This window comes from Bacteroides sp. 90-K9/2 (genome assembly GCF_047310725.1).
Lineage (GTDB): Bacteria > Bacteroidota > Bacteroidia > Bacteroidales > Bacteroidaceae > Bacteroides > Bacteroides vicugnae.
In genome coordinates this window covers 332,539-354,428 of the sequence record NZ_JBCGVL010000004.1, presented here as the reverse complement: position 1 = coordinate 354,428, position 21,890 = coordinate 332,539, and the positions used below count along the sequence as shown (strand labels likewise).

Annotated in this window: 16 protein-coding genes; 8 read left to right on the top strand and 8 right to left on the bottom strand. The window is 44.5% G+C overall.

Annotation, left to right across the window (positions count from 1 at the left end; genetic code table 11):
- Both AAHJ11_RS12525 and rhaB read right to left on the bottom strand, forming a co-directional pair.
- The gene (locus AAHJ11_RS12525) at positions 1-1,257 is read right to left on the bottom strand and encodes an L-rhamnose isomerase (protein ID WP_004299875.1); all 1,257 of its coding nucleotides are present in this window, start codon (positions 1,255-1,257) and stop codon (positions 1-3) included.
- A gap of 46 nt (positions 1,258-1,303) precedes the next feature.
- The gene (rhaB, locus tag AAHJ11_RS12520; RefSeq protein WP_258979400.1) at positions 1,304-2,764 is read right to left on the bottom strand and encodes a rhamnulokinase; all 1,461 of its coding nucleotides are present in this window, start codon (positions 2,762-2,764) and stop codon (positions 1,304-1,306) included.
- Positions 2,765-2,999: 235 nt separating this feature from the next.
- On the opposite strand from rhaB, the gene AAHJ11_RS12515 reads away from it, so the two are divergent.
- The 8 genes from AAHJ11_RS12515 to AAHJ11_RS12480 all read left to right on the top strand — a co-directional run bounded on the left by AAHJ11_RS12515 (position 3,000) and on the right by AAHJ11_RS12480 (position 10,691).
- A complete protein-coding gene (locus tag AAHJ11_RS12515) occupies positions 3,000-3,473 on the top strand; it encodes an arginine repressor (RefSeq protein ID WP_004299854.1) in 474 nt (157 codons plus the stop codon).
- A gap of 27 nt (positions 3,474-3,500) precedes the next feature.
- Positions 3,501-4,079: a GNAT family N-acetyltransferase gene (locus tag AAHJ11_RS12510; RefSeq protein WP_143257045.1), complete on the top strand. Its 579-nt coding sequence runs from the start codon at positions 3,501-3,503 to the stop codon at positions 4,077-4,079.
- A 13-nt stretch (positions 4,080-4,092) separates the two neighbouring features.
- Positions 4,093-5,301 (top strand): argininosuccinate synthase, encoded by a 1,209-nt coding sequence (locus AAHJ11_RS12505; protein WP_004310468.1) that lies wholly within the window; start codon positions 4,093-4,095, stop codon positions 5,299-5,301.
- Positions 5,298-6,266, top strand: a complete 969-nt coding sequence (argC, locus tag AAHJ11_RS12500; protein ID WP_195649291.1) for an N-acetyl-gamma-glutamyl-phosphate reductase — start codon at positions 5,298-5,300, stop codon at positions 6,264-6,266. The genes AAHJ11_RS12505 and argC overlap by 4 nt, the downstream gene beginning before the upstream one ends.
- Before the next feature lie 14 nt (positions 6,267-6,280).
- Positions 6,281-7,402 carry an aspartate aminotransferase family protein gene (locus AAHJ11_RS12495; protein WP_195649292.1) on the top strand — a complete coding sequence of 374 codons (1,122 nt, stop codon included), beginning with the start codon at positions 6,281-6,283 and terminating at the stop codon, positions 7,400-7,402.
- 136 nt (positions 7,403-7,538) lie between these two features.
- Positions 7,539-8,312, top strand: a complete 774-nt coding sequence (gene proC / locus AAHJ11_RS12490; protein WP_148363933.1) for a pyrroline-5-carboxylate reductase — start codon at positions 7,539-7,541, stop codon at positions 8,310-8,312.
- A gap of 161 nt (positions 8,313-8,473) precedes the next feature.
- A complete protein-coding gene (locus AAHJ11_RS12485; protein WP_148363934.1) occupies positions 8,474-9,028 on the top strand; it encodes a helix-turn-helix domain-containing protein in 555 nt (184 codons plus the stop codon).
- Positions 9,029-9,035: 7 nt separating this feature from the next.
- The gene (locus AAHJ11_RS12480; protein WP_148363935.1) at positions 9,036-10,691 is read left to right on the top strand and encodes an AMP-binding protein; all 1,656 of its coding nucleotides are present in this window, start codon (positions 9,036-9,038) and stop codon (positions 10,689-10,691) included.
- Positions 10,692-10,781: 90 nt separating this feature from the next.
- Here the strand turns inward: AAHJ11_RS12480 and AAHJ11_RS12475 are convergent, their stop codons facing one another.
- The 6 genes from AAHJ11_RS12475 to AAHJ11_RS12450 are packed head-to-tail and all read right to left on the bottom strand — an operon-like array spanning position 10,782 to position 21,890.
- Positions 10,782-13,304: a zinc-dependent metalloprotease gene (locus tag AAHJ11_RS12475; protein ID WP_320974564.1), complete on the bottom strand. Its 2,523-nt coding sequence runs from the start codon at positions 13,302-13,304 to the stop codon at positions 10,782-10,784.
- A gap of 28 nt (positions 13,305-13,332) precedes the next feature.
- Positions 13,333-14,460: a thioredoxin family protein gene (locus tag AAHJ11_RS12470; RefSeq protein ID WP_148363937.1), complete on the bottom strand. Its 1,128-nt coding sequence runs from the start codon at positions 14,458-14,460 to the stop codon at positions 13,333-13,335.
- Between the two features lie 21 nt (positions 14,461-14,481).
- Positions 14,482-16,101: a PKD-like family lipoprotein gene (locus AAHJ11_RS12465; RefSeq protein ID WP_167511702.1), complete on the bottom strand. Its 1,620-nt coding sequence runs from the start codon at positions 16,099-16,101 to the stop codon at positions 14,482-14,484.
- A gap of 31 nt (positions 16,102-16,132) precedes the next feature.
- Positions 16,133-16,936: a DUF4843 domain-containing protein gene (locus tag AAHJ11_RS12460; RefSeq protein WP_148363939.1), complete on the bottom strand. Its 804-nt coding sequence runs from the start codon at positions 16,934-16,936 to the stop codon at positions 16,133-16,135.
- 12 nt (positions 16,937-16,948) lie between these two features.
- The gene (locus AAHJ11_RS12455) at positions 16,949-18,463 is read right to left on the bottom strand and encodes a RagB/SusD family nutrient uptake outer membrane protein (RefSeq protein WP_148363940.1); all 1,515 of its coding nucleotides are present in this window, start codon (positions 18,461-18,463) and stop codon (positions 16,949-16,951) included.
- Positions 18,464-18,485: 22 nt separating this feature from the next.
- Positions 18,486-21,890, bottom strand: coding sequence for a SusC/RagA family TonB-linked outer membrane protein (locus AAHJ11_RS12450; protein ID WP_148363941.1), 3,405 nt, complete (start codon positions 21,888-21,890; stop codon positions 18,486-18,488).

The window sequence follows — 21,890 nt, the reverse complement described above, 5'->3', positions numbered from 1 at the left end:
TTATCGTTTAGAAGTTACTTCGGCTTCGTACTTTTCGATTTCTGCGATGAAATCTTCACCTACAGGAACATTGTTCTTCAAGCAGAACATATCCCAAACTGCATTCCAAGGCAGCGCTTTTTCTTCTTCAAGCAGAGCCAGACGCTGGAATCCCTGTCCGTTTGCTTCGTATTCACGCAACTTCGCAATCGGTTCGAGCAAAGCACGAGTCATACATTTCTGTGCTGCACGGCTACCGATCACATAAGCACCGATACGGTTGATAGATGCGTCGAAATAGTCAAGGCCATAGTGTACACGATCCAAAGCACCACAACGAACGATTTCGCTGAACAGTTCCATAGTCGGGTCATCCATGATAGTAACGTGGTCTGAATCCCAACGAACCGGACGGCTTACGTGCAACATCAATTCAGGAACATAAAGCAACAGTGAAGAAACTTTATCAGCTACACTTTCTGTCGGGTGGAAGTGACCGGTATCCAACGTAATCATCTTATTACGAGAAGCACCGTAACCGATATAGAAGTCGTTAGAACCTACCGTGTAGCTTTCCAGACCGATACCGAACACCTTAGATTCGATACAATCTTTCATATTCTTATATTCGGTAGCGAAAATCTGATCCAAAGAATCTTTCAACAATGCACGATATTTCATACGGTTCACGGTAATGTCCTTGCTTCCGTCATGCACCCAAAGGTTCATGATACACGGATCGCCCTGTGCCTTACCCATTTCTTCCGCAACTGCACGACAACGTTTGGTATGCTCAATCCAGAACTGACGGATACCTTCATCAGGATTAGAAAGTGATAAATCACCTGATTTCGGATGAGAGAAAGAAGTAGAGTTGAAGTCGAGCTTCATGTTATGTTCTTTACCCCATTCAATCCAGCTCTTGAAATGTTCCGGTTCTACTTGGTCGCGGTCTACCACCTTACCTTGGAAATCTCCATAGATTTCATGCAAGTTCAAACGATGAGTACCCGGGATATAAGAAGCAGCCTTCAAGATGTCGGCACGCAGTTCATCAATGTTACGAGCTTTGCCCGGATAATTACCGGTTGCCTGAATACCTCCGGTCAACGAACCGGCCTGTACTTCAAATCCAGCAACGTCATCAGCCTGCCAGCAGTGGAGTGACAGATGAAAATCCTGCATAGTTTTCAATACTTTTTCGGTGTCTACACCTACTGCTGCATAACGTTCCACAGCAATTTCATACGCTTTCTGAATCAGTTCTTCTTTTTTCATGATATTCTATTAGTTTTAAAAATGATTATTCTGTCGGTTGTTCCATTTATTTCCGAACACAGTTCTTAAAATGGATATAAGCCGTATCCCAAGCTTCCGTGTCTTGCGGTTGATAAGTCTTCAACGGGATAGAACGGTTAATTAACTGGCGCATACCGGCAACATCCGTTGCTTCGCCTGCCGCCATAGCCTGAATCATCACATTACCGATGGCTGTCGCTTCAGACGGGCCGGCTACCACAGGAATGCCTATCGCATTGGCAGTAAACTGGTTCAGCAAATCATTCCGGCTACCTCCGCCAATCACGTGCAATGTATCAATCGGACGGGGAGAAAGTGAACGTAAATTCTCCAACACCTGACGATAACGCAAAGCCAGACTTTCAAAGATACAGCGCACCACTTGTCCTCGTTTCTCGGGAACCGATTGTCCGGTAGCCCGGCAATATTCAGCAATGGCTTTTTCCATATCCGCAGGATTCGCGAAACAATCATCATCCGGATTAATCAGACTACGGAATGGTTCACAAGCATCCGCCTCACTGATTAATTCAGGATAACTTGTATCTCCCCAATTCAGACGGCAACGTTCCAGCAGCCACATTCCACAAATATTCTTCAACAGACGAATGGTTCCTTCCACACCGCCTTCATTGGTAAAGTTCAACGCTTCCGTTTCGGCATTAATCACCGGAGCATCCGTTTCAACTCCCATCAGCGACCAGGTTCCACTACTCAAATAAGCAAAATTGCGATCCAATGCCGGAACGGCAGCAACAGCAGAACCGGTATCGTGTCCGGCTACAGCAATCACAGGAATCGCCCCCAGTCCGGTAATCTTTTGCACTTCTTCCGTCAATACTCCCACCTTTTCACCCGGAAATACAAAACGGCCGAAATTCTTCTCACTCAATCCTACCGCCTTCAGCAACTCCGGCTCCAAACGTCGTGTTTGTGCATTCACCAGCTGGGCTGTCGAAGCAATCGTATATTCCGTCACCATCTCTCCAGTGAGCATATAGCTCAACGCATCCGGCATAAACAGAATTTTATCTGCCGCCTCCAATGCGCTGTCGTGATTGCGACGTAAAGTATCTAATTGGAAAAGTGAATTAAAATTCATAATCTGAATACCCGTTTTGCCATACACTTCGCTACGGGAGATACGGGAGAAAAGAGCCTCCGGTGCTCCTACCGTATGCGGGTCACGATATGCATAAGGTTGACGGAGCAAGTTACCGTCTTTTCCGACACATACAAAATCCACTCCCCAAGTATCGATGCCGATAGAAGCAATAGATTCGCCACGGTGAGCAACCAACTTTAATCCGTCAATAATGTGACGATATAATGCATAAATATCCCAATAGAAATGTCCACCCACTTCAATCAGGTGGTTAGGAAAACGATTAATCTCTTCCAGATTTAATCCGCCTTCAATGAAAGTTCCCAAGATTGTACGACCGCTCGTTGCGCCTAGGTCGACTGCAAAAAAGTTTTGTTTCATGGTATTCTGTCTATATGTTTAAGGTATACATTTACCCACATGGCAAAGATAGGCGATTCCCTCCTCCCTTTCCTTATGTATTTTGATTGAAAGGGTATACATTTTGACACAAAACAGAAAAACAGGCTCTCATCGTTTAGCATATTTTTCACTTTTATGCAAAAAAACTTTGGTTTTATGCATATTTTCTCCGAAATAATGCATACTTTTGCGCCATTCTTAGAATAATTATACAATGAAGAAGAAAGCAAATCGGTTAGACGCCATCAAAATGATTATCTCAAGCAAGGAGGTCGGTTCGCAGGAAGAACTGCTGCAAGAGCTGAACCGCGAAGGCTTCGAACTGACACAGGCCACCCTCTCCCGCGACTTGAAACAACTGAAAGTAGCCAAGGCTGCCAGTATGAACGGAAAGTACGTATATGTACTGCCGAACAACATTATGTATAAACGTTCTACCGACCAGAGTGCCGGTGAAATGTTACGCAACAACGGATTTATCTCTTTGCAGTTTTCCGGTAACATCGCCGTTATCCGCACCCGTCCCGGTTATGCCAGCAGCATGGCTTATGACATCGACAACAATGAATTCAGTGAAATCCTGGGAACCATTGCCGGTGATGACACGATTATGCTGGTATTGCGTGAAGGAGTTGCAACCAGCAAGATACGCCAGCTTTTGTCACTCATCATTCCCAATATCGAATAATTATACCTATTATTATATAATAAAGAAATGGACACTCAACAAATAGATGTTATGGTAGCCGACGCCTCACATGAGGTTTACGTTGACACTATTTTGGAAACTATCAGAAATGCTGCCGCCGTACGAGGAACAGGAATTGCGGAACGCACACACGAATACGTAGCGACAAAGATGAAAGAAGGTAAGGCGATTATTGCTCTTTGCGGTGACACTTTCGCCGGATTCACCTATATCGAATCATGGGGAAACAAGCAGTACGTAGCTACTTCCGGTCTGATCGTTCATCCCGATTTTCGTGGATTAGGGTTGGCAAAACGTATCAAACAGGCTTCTTTCCAACTCGCACGTCTCCGATGGCCGAAAGCAAAAATATTCAGTCTGACCTCCGGAGCAGCAGTCATGAAGATGAACACCGAACTGGGTTACGTACCTGTCACTTTCAATGAACTGACAGACGATGAAGCTTTCTGGAAAGGATGCGAAGGATGTATCAACCATGACATTCTGGTAGCGAAGAACCGTAAGTTCTGCATCTGCACAGCCATGCTGTACGATCCGACAGACCCGCGGAACATAAAAAAAGAACAAGAAAGAAATAACATTTAAAAGATACAGCACTATGGAAGAAAAGAAGAAAAAAGTAGTGGTGGCATTCAGCGGCGGACTGGACACATCGTTCACCGTCATGTACCTCGCCAAAGAAAAAGGTTACGAAGTATATGCAGCTTGTGCCAATACGGGTGGTTTCAGTGAAGAACAACTGAAGACAAACGAAGAAAATGCTTATAAACTGGGAGCAGTGAAATACGTAACACTGGACGTTACCCAAGAATACTACGAAAAGAGTCTGAAATACATGGTTTTCGGAAATGTGCTGCGCAACGGTACTTATCCTATTTCAGTCAGTTCCGAACGTATCTTCCAGGCATTGGCTATCGCACGCTATGCCAACGAGATTGGTGCAGACGCCATCGCACACGGTTCTACCGGAGCCGGTAACGACCAGATCCGTTTCGATATGACTTTCCTCGTACTGGCTCCCAATGTGGAAATCATCACATTGACCCGTGACATGGCATTGAGCCGTCAGGAAGAAATTGATTATCTGAACAAGCATGGTTTCAGCGCAGACTTTACTAAGCTGAAATACTCTTATAACGTTGGTTTGTGGGGTACTTCTATCTGTGGCGGCGAAATTCTCGACTCCGCGCAAGGACTCCCGGAAACAGCCTACCTCAAACATGTTGAAAAAGAAGGTAGCGAACAGCTCCGCCTGACTTTTGAAAAAGGGGAACTGAAAGCTGTCAACGACGAGAAGTTTGACGACCCGATCAAAGCTATCCAGAAAGTGGAAGAGATTGGTGCAGCATACGGTATCGGCCGTGATATGCACGTAGGCGATACAATTATCGGTATCAAAGGCCGTGTAGGATTCGAAGCAGCTGCCCCGATGTTGATTATCGGCGCTCACCGTTTCCTTGAAAAGTATACATTGAGCAAATGGCAACAATACTGGAAAGACCAAGTAGCTAACTGGTACGGTATGTTCCTCCACGAAAGTCAATATCTGGAACCGGTCATGCGTGACATCGAAGCCATGTTGCAGGAAAGCCAGCGCAATGTGAACGGTACAGCGATCCTCGAACTTCGCCCGCTCTCTTTCTCTACCGTAGGTGTAGAATCGGAAGATGATCTGGTGAAGACTAAATTCGGAGAATACGGTGAAATGCAGAAAGGCTGGACAGCCGAAGATGCAAAAGGCTTTATCAAAGTGACCTCCACTCCGCTCCGCGTTTATTATAATAACCACAAAGACGAAGAGATATGATTAAAGCAGGAATCATTGGTGGCGCAGGATATACAGCAGGCGAATTAATCCGTCTGCTGCTCAACCATCCGGAAACTGAAATCGTATTTATCAACAGCAGCAGTAATGCCGGAAACAAAATTACCGACGTACACGAAGGCTTGTATGGAGAAACAGATTTAAGATTCACCGACCAGTTACCTTTGGACGAAATCGACGTCCTTTTCTTCTGTACCGCCCACGGCGACACAAAGAAATTCATGGAAAGCCACAACATACCGGAAGACCTGAAGATTATCGACCTCTCCATGGACTACCGTATCAAAAGCGATGACCATGACTTTATCTACGGTCTGCCGGAACTGAACCGCCGGGCCACTTGCACGGCGAAGCACGTAGCCAATCCCGGTTGTTTTGCAACCTGCATACAACTTGGTTTGCTTCCGCTCGCCAAGAACCTGATGCTGACGGATGATGTGATGGTAAATGCCATTACAGGAAGTACGGGCGCCGGAGTGAAACCGGGTGCTACCAGTCATTTCAGTTGGAGAAACAACAATATGAGTGTGTACAAAGCATTCGAACACCAACACGTTCCGGAAATCAAGCAATCGCTGAAGCAACTGCAAAACAGCTTCGATGCAGATATTGACTTCATTCCATACCGTGGAGACTTCCCTCGTGGTATCTTTGCAACGCTGGTAGTCAAGACCAAAGTAGCGCAGGAAGAAATCGTTCGTATGTATGAGGAATATTATGCCAAAGACTCCTTCGTACACATCGTAGATAAGAATATTGACTTAAAACAAGTCGTTAATACTAATAAATGCCTGATACATCTGGAAAAGCATGGCGACAAGCTATTGATTATCTCTTGTATCGACAACTTGCTGAAAGGCGCCAGCGGACAAGCTGTTCATAACATGAACCTGATGTTCAACCTGGAAGAAACCATAGGACTACGTTTGAAGCCTTCAGCTTTCTAAAAAACAGAAGAATTATGAATTTATTCGATGTATATCCTTTATACAATATCAACATTGTCAAAGGTGATGGCTGCAAGGTATGGGATGAGAACGGAATAGAATATCTGGATCTCTACGGAGGTCACGCCGTTATCTCCATCGGACACGCGCATCCCCACTATGTAGCGATGATCAGCAATCAAGTATCAAAACTTGGTTTCTACTCGAACTCCGTCATCAATAAGCTTCAACAAGAGGTAGCCGAACGACTGGGAAAGATTTCCGGTTACGAAGACTACAGCCTGTTTCTGATTAACAGTGGTGCCGAAGCAAACGAAAATGCCATGAAGCTGGCTTCTTTCCACAACGGACGTACCAAAATCGTATCTTTCAGCAAAGCGTTTCACGGACGTACGTCTCTTGCAGTAGAAGCAACTCACAATCCTTCCATTATCGCTCCTATCAACAATAACGGTCATGTCACCTACCTTCCGCTCAACGACATTGACGCGATGAAGCAGGAATTGTCTAAAGGAGACACCTGTGCTGTTATCATTGAAGGAATTCAAGGTGTAGGCGGTATCAAAATACCGACCACCGAATTTATGCAGGAACTCCGCAAAACTTGTAGCGAGACAGGAACCATCCTGATTCTGGATGAGATTCAGAGCGGATACGGACGTAGCGGCAAATTCTTCGCTCATCAATATAACGATATCAAACCGGACATCATCACTGTAGCCAAAGGAATCGGTAACGGCTTCCCGATGGCAGGTGTCCTAATCAGCCCGATGTTCAAACCGGTATACGGTCAGCTGGGAACTACCTTCGGTGGGAACCATCTGGCATGTGCGGCAGCTCTCGCCGTGATGGATGTCATTGAACAGGAAAATCTGGTAGAGAATGCAAAAGCTGTAGGTGACTATTTACTGGAAGAACTAAAGAAATTCCCGCAAATTAAGGAAGTGCGCGGACGCGGACTCATGATCGGACTTGAATTTGAAGAACCAATCAAGGAACTGCGCAGCCGACTCATTTACGACGAGCACGTATTCACCGGAGCAAGCGGCACGAATGTACTTCGCCTGTTGCCCCCTCTTTGTCTTAGCATGGAGGAAGCAAAAGAGTTCCTTGCCCGGTTCAAGAAAGTACTCTAACCGCTCATTTGATTAATAAACAGCCAACGATAAAAGCAGCCTCTATTAGAAATTTAGTTCTTATTCTGGCTGCTTTTTGTTTTTTCGTAATTAACCGTTACCTTTGTCTGTAACAACTCATTAAAAACAAGCGTATATGAAAATAGCCATTATCGGTGCAGGAAACATGGGCGGTTCAATAGCCCGTGGCCTGGCAAAAGGAAGTCTGATAGACGATTCGGATATCATTGTATCCAATCCCAGTGCCGGAAAACTAGAGAAACTGAAGAATGAATTTCCGGGTATCTCTATCACGAACAATAATGCGGAAGCTGCCGCAGGAGCAGATATTGTCATCCTCGCCGTCAAACCGTGGTTTATGGAACCTGTGATGCGCGAATTGAAACTGAAAAGCAAACAGATACTAATTTCTGTAGCCGCCGGCATCAGCTTTGAAGAATTGGCTCATTGTGTCGTTGCACCGGAAATGCCGATGTTCCGTCTGATTCCGAATACCGCTATCAGCGAACTGGAAAGCATGACGCTTGTCGCTGCCCGCAACACGAATGATGAACAAGACAAATTCGTCCTCCGGCTATTCAGCGAGATGGGAACAGTGATGCTGATTCCCGAAGATAAAATAGCGGCAGCCACTGCATTGGCATCCTGCGGTATCGCTTACGTTCTGAAATACATTCAGGCAGCCATGCAAGCCGGAATTGAAATGGGACTCCGTCCTAAAGATGCCATGCAGATGATAGCCCAATCCTTAAAAGGAGCGGCCGCACTGATTCAGAACAATGACACCCACCCCAGCGTAGAAATCGACAAGGTGACTACTCCGGGCGGAATCACCATCAAGGGAATCAACGAACTGGAGCATAACGGCTTCACTTCCGCTATCATCCGAGCGATGAAAGCGTCGAAATAACAATAAGACTGTCAGTAAGTTCAGGCACGGATTACACGGATTACGCTGTTGCTTTATACAATTATAATACTAAAAACCGTGAAATCCGTGTAATCCGTGCCTGAATAAAATGAAATCATTTCGCAAAATTACTATAACTAATCACTTATAACTTCAACAATATGAATGACCAAATTAAACAGATAGCAGAACGCCTTCGCGGACTACGTGATGTACTCGAATTGACTTCTGAAGACATTGCCCGCGACAGCGACATTTCTGCTGAGGAATACCGGCTTGCGGAAACTGGAGAGTACGATATCTCCGTCAGTATGTTACAAAAAATAGCCCGTACGTACAATGTAGCTCTCGACGCCCTGATGTTTGGCGAAGAGCCTAAAATGAGCAGCTACTTTGTGACCCGTGCCGGCAAAGGTGTCAGCATCGAACGTACCAAAGCTTATAAATACCAATCGCTGGCTTCAGGATTCATGAACCGTACCGCCGACCCGTTCATCGTTACCGTTGAACCGAAAGCAATCGACGAGCCGATCCATTATAACAAACATAACGGACAGGAATTCAACCTTGTCATCGAAGGACGTATGCTTATCAACATCGAAGGCAAAGAAATCATCCTCAACCAAGGCGACAGCATTTATTTTAACTCTAAACTTCCACATGGCATGAAAGCGCTCGATGGCAAAACGGTACGTTTTCTGGCAGTAATTATGTAATAACATCATGGTAGAAAGATTTTTATCACAGACCTCTTTCAGTTCACAAGAGGACTTTATCAAAAACTTAAAAATAAACGTTCCGGAGAATTTCAACTTCGGCTACGACGTAGTAGATGCCTGGGCTGCCGAACAACCCGACAAGAACGCTTTGCTTTGGACAAATGACAAAGGCGAAAGCCGCCAGTTCTCATTTGCCGATATGAAACGCTATACAGACATGACCGCTTCTTACTTCCAGAGTCTGGGTATCGGCCGTGGCGACATGGTGATGCTGATTCTGAAACGGCGTTATGAGTTCTGGTATAGCACCATCGCCCTCCACAAACTGGGAGCAACCGTCATTCCGGCTACCCACCTGCTGACTAAAAAGGATATTATCTACCGCTGCAATGCTGCCGATATCAAAATGATTGTAGCTGCCGGTGAAGGAATCATCCTGCAACATATCATAGATGCTCTTCCCGAATGTCCTACTGTAGAAAAGTTAATCAGTGTCGGTCCGGATATTCCGGAAGGTTTCGAGGACTTCCATCAGGGTATCGAACATGCCGCCCCGTTTGTACGTCCCCGCCATGCGAACACTAACGACGACATCTCACTGATGTATTTTACTTCCGGCACTACCGGTGAGCCTAAGATGGTGGCACACGACTTCACTTATCCGCTAGGACATATCGTTACCGGTAGCTTCTGGCATAATCTGGATGAGAACAGCCTTCACCTCACCATTGCCGATACCGGCTGGGGGAAAGCGGTATGGGGCAAACTTTACGGACAATGGATTGCCGGAGCCAATATCTTCGTCTACGACCACGAGAAGTTTACCCCGGCAGCTATTCTTGAAAAAATCCAGGAATATCATGTCACTTCCCTTTGTGCACCTCCTACCATCTTCCGTTTCCTGATTCACGAAGACCTGACGAAGTTCGATTTATCTTCACTCAAATACTGCACCATTGCCGGAGAAGCATTGAACCCTGCCGTATTTGAAACGTTCAAGAAATTGACTGGTATCAAACTGATGGAAGGTTTCGGACAAACGGAAACAACCCTTACCATCGCTACCATGCCGTGGATGGAACCGAAACCGGGAAGCATGGGACTGCCGAATCCTCAATATGATGTAGACCTGATCGACCATGAAGGTCGCTCTGTTGAAGCCGGTGAGCAGGGACAAATTGTAATCCGCACCAGCAAAGGCAAACCTCTCGGACTTTTCAAAGAATACTACCGGGATGCGGAACGCACTCACGAAGCTTGGCACGACGGTATTTATTATACCGGTGATGTTGCCTGGAAAGACGAAGACGGATACCTGTGGTTTGTCGGTCGCGCAGATGACGTTATCAAGAGCTCCGGTTACCGCATCGGCCCATTCGAAGTGGAAAGTGCATTGATGACTCATCCGGCTGTTGTGGAATGTGCCATCACCGGAGTACCCGATGAGATTCGCGGTCAGGTAGTAAAAGCCACAATTGTTCTATCTAAAGATTATAAAGCACGTGCCGGCGAAGAACTGATTAAGGAGTTACAGAATCATGTGAAGAAAGTGACTGCTCCTTATAAATATCCGCGTGTGATTGAGTTCGTGGAAGAACTTCCGAAGACGATCAGCGGCAAGATTCGCCGGGTAGAGATTCGCGAGAATGACAACAAGTAAGTAGAAAATAGTTTCTAATCAATAAGAAAGCGATATTATATGAACTGTAATATCGCTTTCTCAGTTTAAAGAGAATGATCCCTCATCCGCCTATTTTTTCATCAAGCGTTCGATATATTGTATCTGGAAACGATAAAAATCACGGCTTTCCTGATTGCCTACGGAACTATTCGCCTTATAGAGCTGAAGTATTTTCTGCAATTGCCCGAAAGAGGAAGATTGCAACAACTTCTGATTCAAAGGAGGAATGACAGGCATACGCATGGTGGCTGACTGTTCCTCGGATGCGGCGGAACAGCAGCAGCGCCATTTCTCCGAATAGAATGAATCGGCCAATCCGATTCGAAGTCCCCCCATGGGTGGTTGTATAAATCCCGCATTGGTAGCCAGTGCTTCGATGGCTGCCGCCTGCATTTTCATCTCAGTATAATTGAGTGCCTGTCCGGCAATGGTAGATTGGAATATAGTACGATAGACGTCATCCAAATAAGACGTGAGTGTATAGTTGTTCTTTGCGTCTACTACGCCTCCTTCATAAATACGTTGCAACCGACGGGCATCGTAAAGTGTTGCCGCACCTCCTTGAATCAGACCGTCGGCACCATTCAAGTCAAATCCGAAGCGGATTATTTTCTCCGGTATAATCAGCCAATTGTTTGCTTCCCGCAGTTGGCTGACAACCCATTTCATGGATGCGGACTGTTGACTTTTGGGTACGAATACACGTACGCCGTCTTTTTCTCCTACACGATTGTAAGTATATACAACTCCTCCCACATACCCCAGTGTATGTCCCAAATAATTAGAATACTGTCCGACAATGCTGGCAAAGTAATCTTTTAAATCCTGATAAGTATCTCCCTTCACGCCCATCCAGTCTTCCAAGTTCTTATAGACGATTTTCAGATTGCTGATACCGTAATCACCCGCCTTTATCGGGTCATTGCCTAAATCTTCCGTTTGGGCGGTCGGGTCTTCAATAATCCCCATTTGCTGTAATCCGAATTGGTACATCGGGTCACCGGCGTTCTCTTCAATCCATTTGGCTAGAACCTTAGATTGCTCTTTGGGAGTCTTATTGCCCGGAATAAGGCGATATCCCCAATTGATGGCATATATGTCATACACTCCTAAAATAGGAGGCGTCAGTCTCACGCCTTTCTCAAAGTCGCCGGGTTGGGCAACGTAGTTGTTGCGGGCATAGTCCATGATGCTGGGAGTCGTACCGTATTTCTGTGTGAAAGCCGGATCGCGCAATTTCTCCACGGGGTAGGAATGGCTAGCTCCCATGTTGTGGAGCAAACCTAACGTATGTCCTATTTCATGAGAGATGACATAACGCAGTGATTCGCACATTACATCGTCAGGAAACACATTGGCACGTACCCGTTTATCTACGGCACCGGTTTGTACAAACCGCCAGTTGTGTACAAGTTGGATGACATTGTGATACCAAATGACATCGGCTGTAAGGATCTCTCCCGAACGGGGGTCTACGTAACTGGGGCCCATCGCGTTCGGTATCGCGTATGTGGCATATTTCACACAACTATAGCGCATATCATCCGGATCGAAGTTAGGGTCGTTCGGATACATCTTGGCTTGGACGGCATTTTTAAATCCGGCAGCTTCAAAGGCAGTGTTCCAGTCTAAGATACCTTGTATGATTGTTTCACGCCATTTTTGAGGGAATGCTGTATCTACATAAAATACGATGGGTTTTATGGGCTCTACCAGCTCTCCACGGAAATAGGCTTCCCTGTCTTTAGGTTCCAGCCTCCAGCGATGGATAAAATTATAGGTGGTTACTTTATCTTCCTGGGTGTCGAATAGGTTACGGAATGAATGGAAATATCCCACACGATTGTCCTGAAAGCGCTGTTCCATCAGCGTATCCGGCAATTGGAGTATCGAGCGGTTGAGCATCAGCGTGATGCACTGGCCGTTTTGATTGTTGCGGAGATTCATTTGTGTGCGTACTTCCATATTGGACGGAAACAGTTTGACTCCTTTGATAATGGAAGCGTCCGGTGCAAAGGAGTAGGACTTGCGTATACCGTCGTGTATGGGAGAGATGATGCGTTGGTCGGTGGTGAAGAAATCGGTAACATCAATCGTCAAGTTCCCTTGATATTTGCTTTTCACTTTGAAGGCAGCTACCACGGGATTGGTAAAGTTCTTATGGAACGATGGAAGTACAGGGTCCCCTTCCGGTACAGCGAATACAAGTTGGCGCTGATGTATGTACACATTGATGCTGTCAGTAGAGAAATAAAAGCAAAGTGGTTCACACTGCATTTGTCCCGCCACTCCTACCCCAGTATTACTGGTCTCCGCCAATCGGGTAGCCAACAGATAATCATGCTTAAAGGCTTCGGAACCGAGTTCCAGCAGAAGCTTTCCCTCTTTGGTATAAGCGCAGAGCATGCCTTCCTGCCTTTTCATGCCCTCTATCAGTTTGTCATATTCCGTTTTTTTAGGGTCGGCGGGAGGCGTTACGGCTTCTGTTTTACCTTTTTTCTTTTTGGTCGTTTTCTTGTCAGACTTAGGTCCGGCAAATACAAGCATGGGGATGCAAAATGCCGCCAATGACACTAGTAGTAATTTTCTCATACGATATACTTTCTTTTAAGTTTGAATATTATTTCTTTGGATTGAAGCTTGCCAGTAGTTGTTCATAGTATGCTATGTATCGGTAGTTTTCCGCCGTCGTATTTTTGCGAATCTCGGAAAGGCGTTTCTTCACCCAGCCCGTTATCATTTTTCGGGTGGCGGAGGTGATTGTTCCGTTTCCTATGCGTGAAGCCCAGTTATAAAGAATCCCATCCGAGACGTCTTGTTTGCGGATTGCTTCGTTGCAAATTTGCGCATATTTGTTCCAGTCTCTTTGGTATTCCGCCACCAGCAGATGGTTGCGCAACATTATTTCGTCTCCTTTGAAGAGTGGGAAGCGGGTCATCTCTTCGAAATAGCGTTTTAACCCTTCTTCATCAATCTTATATACAGAGCCTTCCTGTTTAAAGAAGTCGCTTGCATGTGCCGACCACACTTGATACAACTTATCGTCTAACTGTTGCGGATCATATTGGGCTTTAAATTCGTCCTGATGTTCCTGCACGTAGCGGAAAAGAGGATGAAACGGTTCGCGGATATAGCGGAAGAAAAGGTCGTAAAGACCTTTGCTCTCCAACAATTCCTTCTCTTTCCCTTCCAGCAGCTCCAATGCAAGTTGCATAGCCTCTTTACGTTTCATGTGTTCATCGAGAGTCACAATATACTGCACCATAAATTCTTCACTGCGTTCCCCTCCCTCATACTTCGTTTGCAGGACTTCCAGCGTTTTGCCGGATAGGGTGCGTTCCGTACGTTCTATAAATTCGTCGGCTGTACAACCGCCCACGGCGGAATTCATCAACGTCCCCTCTTTGGTCAGATAGAGAAAAGTAGGAAAGGCTTTTACGCTGAACTTTTTGGCAAGTTCCGGCCCCTCTCCTTTTTCCATGTCTATCTTGGCGCATACGAAGCGCCCGTTCAGATAATCTCCCAACTTCTTCTGGGTGAAAACCTGGCTTACCATCATTTTACATGGTCCGCACCAAGCGGTGTAGCAATCTACCAGAATCGGTTTGTTGGCAGCCTGCGCTTGCGTCAGCAGGGATTGCCATGCGGGATTGTCGAGGAAAGAAACCCCTTCTCCTTGCTGGGCGTACGTGATGGTAGTCCAGCAAGCAAGTAATGTTACTATGATATGCTTTAACAGTCGGTTCATAATTCTTTTGATAAATCAATATTAGTAGGGATATCCCATGAATGGACCGGAATCATTTCCCGGATATTTTGGTGCAAGATATACGGCGCGTTTCAGTTTACCGGTTCCGCTAATCGTTTTTACCGGTTCCCCATCGGGAGAACCACCTAACATATTATATAAATATAATTGATAGCTATCCCCCGTTTGAGTTCCTATTGCAAGGTATCTGAAACTGTCTCCATACCTGTCTTGATTGAATTGTTCCCAATAGATTGTTTCTGCATATACAATTTCTTCACCTGCAGGAATGCCTTCCGGCTTTAATTCCCATTCAGCCTCTTTCTCTATCTCTTCTATCGATTTCTTAGGATCTTGTTGATAATTTAACGAATAGGCATAAAGTTTTCCACCATCTACACAGTAGGCTATAGATGCCCAACGAGCATTGTAAGAACGATAAGTCGCTTTGGCGAAATGCATATCGGGATTCACGGTGAGCATGGTATCCGGAGTGCAATTACTCCAATTGGCTGTCATGCGGTAGAAAATCTTATCGCCGGTAGATGTTTCATTAAACAAGAAAAAGAGTTTGGTATCATAGTTAATGTAAGTCTGTCCGGCAGAAACACATTCATAATTGGTCAGGTTTTCTACTGCAACTTCTTGATATGCATTCTTTTTTGGACTAGGAGTCTTTATACCTCCATTCATGTCTATACGATAAATCGTATGGTTCTTTTCATTCCAGAAGACAGTTTCGTATGTTCCGGTTTTTACCACAAAGGGACTGGCGCCCGCCGGTTCTTCCGGATGACTGAATTTACCAATAGGCATGGGTTTTGCAGTGGCGTCGCCGCAAGCGGTAATGTATGCTCCCCTGCTGGAAAGATAGAGATTTTTAAAAGTAGTGTTCACACTTGTATAAGGAACCTCGTCTATTCCATCCGATGCATAAAACATGGTTTTCTCATCATGTACTACCGCTAAATCCGGTGCACGCAGAAAGCGTACTTTTCTGTCATCAGTAATGACACACAATGAATGGTCGTAAGACGCTTTGTTAGTCTCCGGATCAATGTACGCATGATTATATACGACCGACAAGCTTTTAGGCTTTCCGCTTACCGGTGCTTGGTGCAGTCGAGTAAAGACATTGTCTATCTTTTCATTCGAAGGGGACAGGAAATCCAATTCCGTGTTTCCGTTCACTTCTTTCAGTATATAGAATCCCTCTGTATAACGGGTAGATACATTCAGTGATGTACGTTGGTAGGCCACACAGCCATTGCTTAGGGATTTAACCCGAAGCACAATGGTGTAGTCGCCTACCCCCAAATTGACAGGATAGGACAGATTCTCATCTTCACTGATAAGGACTTCTTCGTAATGGTTTCCATCATTATCTGTAGATGCATTCTCTTTCGATTTTTCATATAAGAACCAATGGTATTCCAAGTCTTTTTTGGGATAGTCACTTTTGATAACGGGATTGATCTGTAGTACTTCACCATTATCGGACATGGCTGAATATTTCTCTTTTATCCCGCTGATGGAAATGTTTCCCACTTCAACGGAAGCCTCCTCGCTATTGTCGCTATAGCAGGCAGAGAGTATCGCCATCATTATAATCATGTATGTTATAAAGTAATGCCTTTTCATATCTTTACTATTTTGATTCATTTCATTTTTTCTATAGTGATATCAGGGGAATGGAGACTTCCGTCCCGTCTGCCTCTTTCAGTTTTCCTAGTCCTTGCGCTTCACGTTCCGCATTCAGTTTGTCAAGAGCCTCGCGTAAAACACTTTCCAAATAAGCAATATAATATTTATCACAAACAGCGGCATCTTCAATAGACAGTTCGTTGGCAAGGAAGTCATCATCCCACTTATCTCCTGTCGTGTCTATCAAAAATTGATGTTTTGCTACTCCGTATTCGCCGAAATAATAGGTTGATAAAGTTTTCCATCCGGAAGGTTTAGCCAAAAAGTCCGCAATATAAATGCTCATGAAGCTCTTGTTGGTGTATCCGGCAGAAAACTCATCTGTGGTTTTGATGGTAAATACAAGCATGAAGCCTTGTGATTTTAGAGAAGCATCCCGTTTAAGTACTATTGGAATAGTAGTACCGGCAGAGTTTGCAGGAATATAATAATATTTCTTTAGCAATTCAGGGTCATCGAAAGCTACGTAATGTTTACCCGGTACAGCGTTATCTGACACTCCATAAGTTACTTGCTCTAACTGGAAAGGACGGTCATAGGGGGTGACAAAACCCATAGTATGTACTTTATACCACAGAGTATCTGTTGTGGTAGTGGCTTTCTCGTAGACAAACGAGTATCGCTTCAGTGTGTCCGCCGGATTGGAATAATCAAAGATCAGACGGTTATTCGGATCACTGTATACAGGTAGTTCTTTCTCGCATCCACTCATTAGCATGGCAAATATCCCCCCTAAAAGCAATGATAGGAATGCATGATTATAATGTTTCATAAATTCTGTTTTTTATTGAATTGCATTTGGATTGTATTCTGTTTCCGGTAATGGTAAGACGTACAGTCCTTCATTCATGGTTTCACCAAAAAGAAAAGTCATAGACGTTGAGTTACGACGCTTGTACTGATAGAACATGACACCTTCCGCATAAAATTCACGCTGATACTCTGCCAACATGAAATTCGCCACAGCATCCAAAGAAGTAAAACTGTCCTCCGCAGAGATAGATATGTCATGAGAAGCCATATATTCTTTATATAACGCATTGGCTTCCTCCAGACTAGTGGTAGTTTCCATAGCAATCAAGTACAGTTCGGAAATACGAAGCAAAGGGATAATTTGTCCTTTCACCATATCATTATCGCTGCTGTATTTGCTATAATACTTCTTAAGTGTTGGAAACTTTTGTCCATTGGAACTTGACTCCGTATTCAATTCCCATTGGTAAATGTATCTGTTGTGTGACGTGATAGAAAAGCCTGTGAAGAGCCTTTGCAAATTCCATGTGCCGTTCAGACAAAGTTGTTCCGATGGATTTATCTTACGGTCTGCGTCACCGCCTAGTACAGTAGGAGAATAGTCCCGTAAATTGTACTTGTGTATAGCAAGCAGACATTCTGACGGGCAGGCATAAAGACCTTTGAGGAGATCTTCTCTTCCGCTTAATTTCATTAGAGACTTGCCATCCGCTCCTTTTGCGTTGATAATTTCCATTGCGTTATCATGTGCTTTTGTCACATCTCCGATATATAAATAGAGACGCGCTTTTAAGGCTTTCACTCCCCAGTAGTTGAAGTGTAATTGGCGATAAGCCAGATAATCATCGTTCAAATTAATGTTTGAAGGAGTATTCAGTTGGTCGAATGTGTATTTAAAGATCAGATCATAGTCTTTTAGTAGAGAACAAGCTTTGTCCAGATCTTCATCCAACTTCTTCACGTAATCCTCAAAAGAATAATACACCGGCATAATCTTTATATCAGCACTTTCTGAATAAGGGAGCGACACTGTGAGCGTCGCATTTTGCGGAAGCTGCCCGAAGAGACGCAGTATATCCAATTGGCAAAACGCGCGTATGCCATACGCTTCTCCTTCTATCATGGCACGACTCGCCGGATCCGCAATGTTGTTGCCATATTGCTCGCAAGCTCCGATAATCATATTCGCCTGGGTAATCACATTGAATAATTGACTGTATATCGTTTTAATGGCATTCTTTGCATCATCCTGGGTATAATTGTGATGTAAAAAATAGTAGTCAGCTTTACGATAGTAGTCACTGGTCAGATTCCATTGTGCGGCAAGACTTTCAACATTGCTCATTGTCAATCTCTCACCATAAGCGTTACAGTCGGCTAATGCCATATAGCAGCCGTTCAAAGCATCTTTGAAACCCTGGTACGAAGAGAATAGGTCTTTTCCATACACCTCGTCCTCCGGTTTGATGTCCAGCCAATCGCGGCAAGATGTACACATGAAAGTAATGCCGGACAGTATGATTATCAGTTTCTTATTTATTTTCATATCTTTTCTTATTTAATTTGAACTAAAAAGCAAAGGAAAGAGTACCTCTGATGCCTCTGGCATAAGGATAACCAGTTCCACGTTCACGTTTGACGGATGAGATATAAAGTAAGTCGGACATATTGATTCCGAATATCAAATAACTAAATCTGGTAGCTTTCTGAAAGGCGGCAGAGTCCCAACGATACTGTATATCAAGTGATTGCAATTCAAAAACATTGTCGTCCATCACATAACGAGACGTGGCACGAGTGGCTTGGTTTGAGAATCCCTTGAAGAAGGTCAAATCACCTTCTTTGATCCATCTTTGACTTAATACGCGTGAGTCTACATTTTGTGAAGCAATGGTGTAGGTACTCACTTCCACTTTATCGAGTAATGTTTGATTATAGACTTTTCCACCCCAATGATAAGCAAATGAGAGATTAACGCTCAAGCCTTTCCAACTGACCATCGTCCCGGCTATGCCCCGATAGAGTGGTTCACCGGAACCAAGATACACTTTATCCGACGGATTCCATGTGCTAGTGATCTTCCCATTTTTATCCAAAAAGATTTCTTTACCCGAGCTGGGATCAATGCCCAATGATCGCACGGCATAGATACCGTTTTGCGGGCGTCCTTCATAGAAAAGACTGCTTACATCTACATTTTGTTTCAAGTATTCTTCATTTTGAGCTTTGATAGCTTCGGATACCTTGACAATACGGTTCTTGTTGTATACCAATTGGGCGCGTCCTGACCATGAAAAGTGATGCGCAGGATTACGGAGTATGATACCGTTCAATCCTATTTCGAACCCGTTATTTTTCACCTCCCCCACATTGGCGGCATACGAAGAAAAGCCCATTGAAAGAGGAATATTCATAGAAGACAGCAGATTGTTGGTCTGTTTCACATAGTAATCGAAGGTTCCTGAAAATCTTCCGTTCCACAGACCGACCTCAAGACCGACATTGTATTGAGCCGTCTTTTGCCATGTCAGGTCGGGATTTCCTAAACCAACGAGGTAAGCTCCCGTCCAGTTCAGGTATTTGTTGTTGGTTACATACTTGTAGGAGGTCTCCGTCGCCAGACTTGAGAAATTCATGGAACCGGTTTCTCCATAGGAGGCTTTTAAACGCAGTTGGGTGAGCACATCGTTTTCTTTCAGAAATGACTCATGATGCAGGTTCCATCCGATACCGGTACTCCAGAAAGGAGCGTACTTCTTGTCGGTCCCATAATTGGAACTTCCGTCCATACGCAGAGATAAATCGAGGAAATAACGGTTGTCATAAGTGTAGTTCACATTGGCTGTCAGACCAATGCGGCGATTGGTGCTTTTAGAACCTGAAGGAGTCGCGTCTTTCTTATATTGCAATGCATTGTTTATGTAATTCATATTCTCATTGCTGAAACCTTCCGCTTCAAATCCATACGAGTGTGACTTATATTCGGTAATGGAATAGTCCAGACCTGTATATAACTGATGTTTGTCGGCAATAATTTTGGTATAAGACAGGGTGAGGGCACCATCGTAATTCTGGTTCTCTCCTGTACCGTAGCGGTAAAGTCCCCGGCGAAAATATCCACTGGCGCTCTTGTATTCATCGGTATTGAATTTGGAATGTTCTGCCGGCAAAAAATAATCACTGGAGTGTGTCTGACCGCTGATTCCTAATTGTCCACGTAATTTCAGACCGTCAAAGATATTCCATTCAATAGAGAAATTATTGCTTATATCCTGATATTTACTTTTATCAAATGAGTTGAGAGTCGCGTCATAAAGCGGATTCTGCGTCCTTGAGTTCGGATTGGCATAGAAGTCGTCGAAATAACGCACAATATTACCATTCTCATCATAGGGAGCATTGTAAGGTTGTTGATTGGCATAATTGCTGAATGAACCGTAATTACTTTCCCTACTGTTAGTTATCCCTATGTTGGTCTGATTTTTGAAAATTAGATTCTTAATGGAATACATTAAGGTAATGCTTCCATTGAAAACTTTACGTGAAGAACCTTTCATAGCTCCTTGCGTGTCGTTATAGTCAGCGGAAGTGCTCCAGCGAAATTCTTCATTGCCGCCTTCCATTCGCAGATTATAACGCTGCCCGACTCCTGTACGTAGCGGTTTGCTCAACCAGTCAGTGTCTACACCGGAAAGGACTTTTCGTAAACGTCCGTTGTAGATTTCCTGTCGCTCTATCGTTGTCGTAGGATAACCTTCCAATACATAAAGTCCCGTCAGGCGTTCCAGCTCTAGTTTGTCTGCGGCATGCAGCAGATCGTATGAAGTAAGATCGGGCATTTCGAGGTTGAGTCCTATCGTACCTGTCACTTTCAGCCGACCGGAAACCGGGCGTTTTGAAACAATTACAATGACTCCGTTGGCTCCGCGTGAGCCATACAAGGCTGTAGCCGATGCGTCTTTCAGGATATTGATGGATTCAATATCATTGTCATTATAGTCCATCAGTTTGGTGAGTGAAATCTCAAAACCATCCATGATGATCAGCGGAGTATTGACTTCTCCCTTTACACCTTCGTTAAATTCCTTTACGCTCATAGGCAGGGAGGAGGTACCGCGGATATTGATATTGGGCAGGTTGTTAGGGTTACTACCCGAAATATTATCGACAGCCAGATTGATGGAAGCGTCTACATTGCGTAATGTTTGCAGCATATTCTGTCCCTTGTACATTTTCAGTTGTTCAGAAGTGATGGTAGAGACAGCTCCTGTAAAACTCTCTTTCGGTTTTTGGAAAATACCGGTTACGACAACCGCTTCCAATTCGGTTTTATTATCAGCTTTGAGCGATACATCCAGTTTATTCCCTCCTTTATAGGTGATTTCCTGAGCTTCCATTCCGATATAGCTGAATTGCAATACGGCATTGGGTTCCGCTTCTATTTCGTACACTCCATTGATATCCGCTACACTGCCAATGTTAGTCCCTTTTATGCGGACACTCGCTCCGACTAGAGGCTCTCCTTGCTGGTCATAGATTCGCCCTGTCACTTTTTGTTTCTGCAGCTTTGCCCCCGACGGAACAGGGGTTTTCTGACTTTGCGTTTCCAGACCGACAGTCACCATGTTCCCGTTTCTTTTGAAAGTGAATCCTTTCTTTCCGAAGACCAAGTTCAGCAGTTTCTCTATCGGTTCGTTCTTTACCGAAATGCTGATAGGTTCCATAGCAGCCATCTGCTTCGTGTTGTACACAAAATCCAATCCGGTCTGTTGATGCACAGCATCAAAAAATTGTTTGACTGTCGCTCTTTTCAAATTTAGAGTCACCGTCCTTTCCTTATCCCATGACCAATCCGTCTCATGCACGTCTGTTTTCACCTCCCGTGCACATACGCTTGTCGGTTGACATAATAAAAGTCCTGAAACTAATGTAGCTATCCACATTAGCTTCTTCTTTCTCGCTGTTTTTTTCAT

Bases quoted from the DNA above. Each gene is read 5' to 3' on its own strand.
- AAHJ11_RS12525 (WP_004299875.1), bottom strand. From the start codon at position 1,257: ATGAAAAAAGAAGAACTGATTCAGAAAGCGTATGAAATTGCTGTGGAA.
- rhaB (WP_258979400.1), bottom strand. From the start codon at position 2,764: ATGAAACAAAACTTTTTTGCAGTCGACCTAGGCGCAACGAGCGGTCGT.
- AAHJ11_RS12515 (WP_004299854.1), top strand. From the start codon at position 3,000: ATGAAGAAGAAAGCAAATCGGTTAGACGCCATCAAAATGATTATCTCA.
- AAHJ11_RS12510 (WP_143257045.1), top strand. From the start codon at position 3,501: ATGGACACTCAACAAATAGATGTTATGGTAGCCGACGCCTCACATGAG.
- AAHJ11_RS12505 (WP_004310468.1), top strand. From the start codon at position 4,093: ATGGAAGAAAAGAAGAAAAAAGTAGTGGTGGCATTCAGCGGCGGACTG.
- argC (WP_195649291.1), top strand. From the start codon at position 5,298: ATGATTAAAGCAGGAATCATTGGTGGCGCAGGATATACAGCAGGCGAA.
- AAHJ11_RS12495 (WP_195649292.1), top strand. From the start codon at position 6,281: ATGAATTTATTCGATGTATATCCTTTATACAATATCAACATTGTCAAA.
- proC (WP_148363933.1), top strand. From the start codon at position 7,539: ATGAAAATAGCCATTATCGGTGCAGGAAACATGGGCGGTTCAATAGCC.
- AAHJ11_RS12485 (WP_148363934.1), top strand. From the start codon at position 8,474: ATGAATGACCAAATTAAACAGATAGCAGAACGCCTTCGCGGACTACGT.
- AAHJ11_RS12480 (WP_148363935.1), top strand. From the start codon at position 9,036: ATGGTAGAAAGATTTTTATCACAGACCTCTTTCAGTTCACAAGAGGAC.
- AAHJ11_RS12475 (WP_320974564.1), bottom strand. From the start codon at position 13,304: ATGAGAAAATTACTACTAGTGTCATTGGCGGCATTTTGCATCCCCATG.
- AAHJ11_RS12470 (WP_148363937.1), bottom strand. From the start codon at position 14,460: ATGAACCGACTGTTAAAGCATATCATAGTAACATTACTTGCTTGCTGG.
- AAHJ11_RS12465 (WP_167511702.1), bottom strand. From the start codon at position 16,101: ATGAAAAGGCATTACTTTATAACATACATGATTATAATGATGGCGATA.
- AAHJ11_RS12460 (WP_148363939.1), bottom strand. From the start codon at position 16,936: ATGAAACATTATAATCATGCATTCCTATCATTGCTTTTAGGGGGGATA.
- AAHJ11_RS12455 (WP_148363940.1), bottom strand. From the start codon at position 18,463: ATGAAAATAAATAAGAAACTGATAATCATACTGTCCGGCATTACTTTC.
- AAHJ11_RS12450 (WP_148363941.1), bottom strand. From the start codon at position 21,890: ATGAAAAAAACAGCGAGAAAGAAGAAGCTAATGTGGATAGCTACATTA.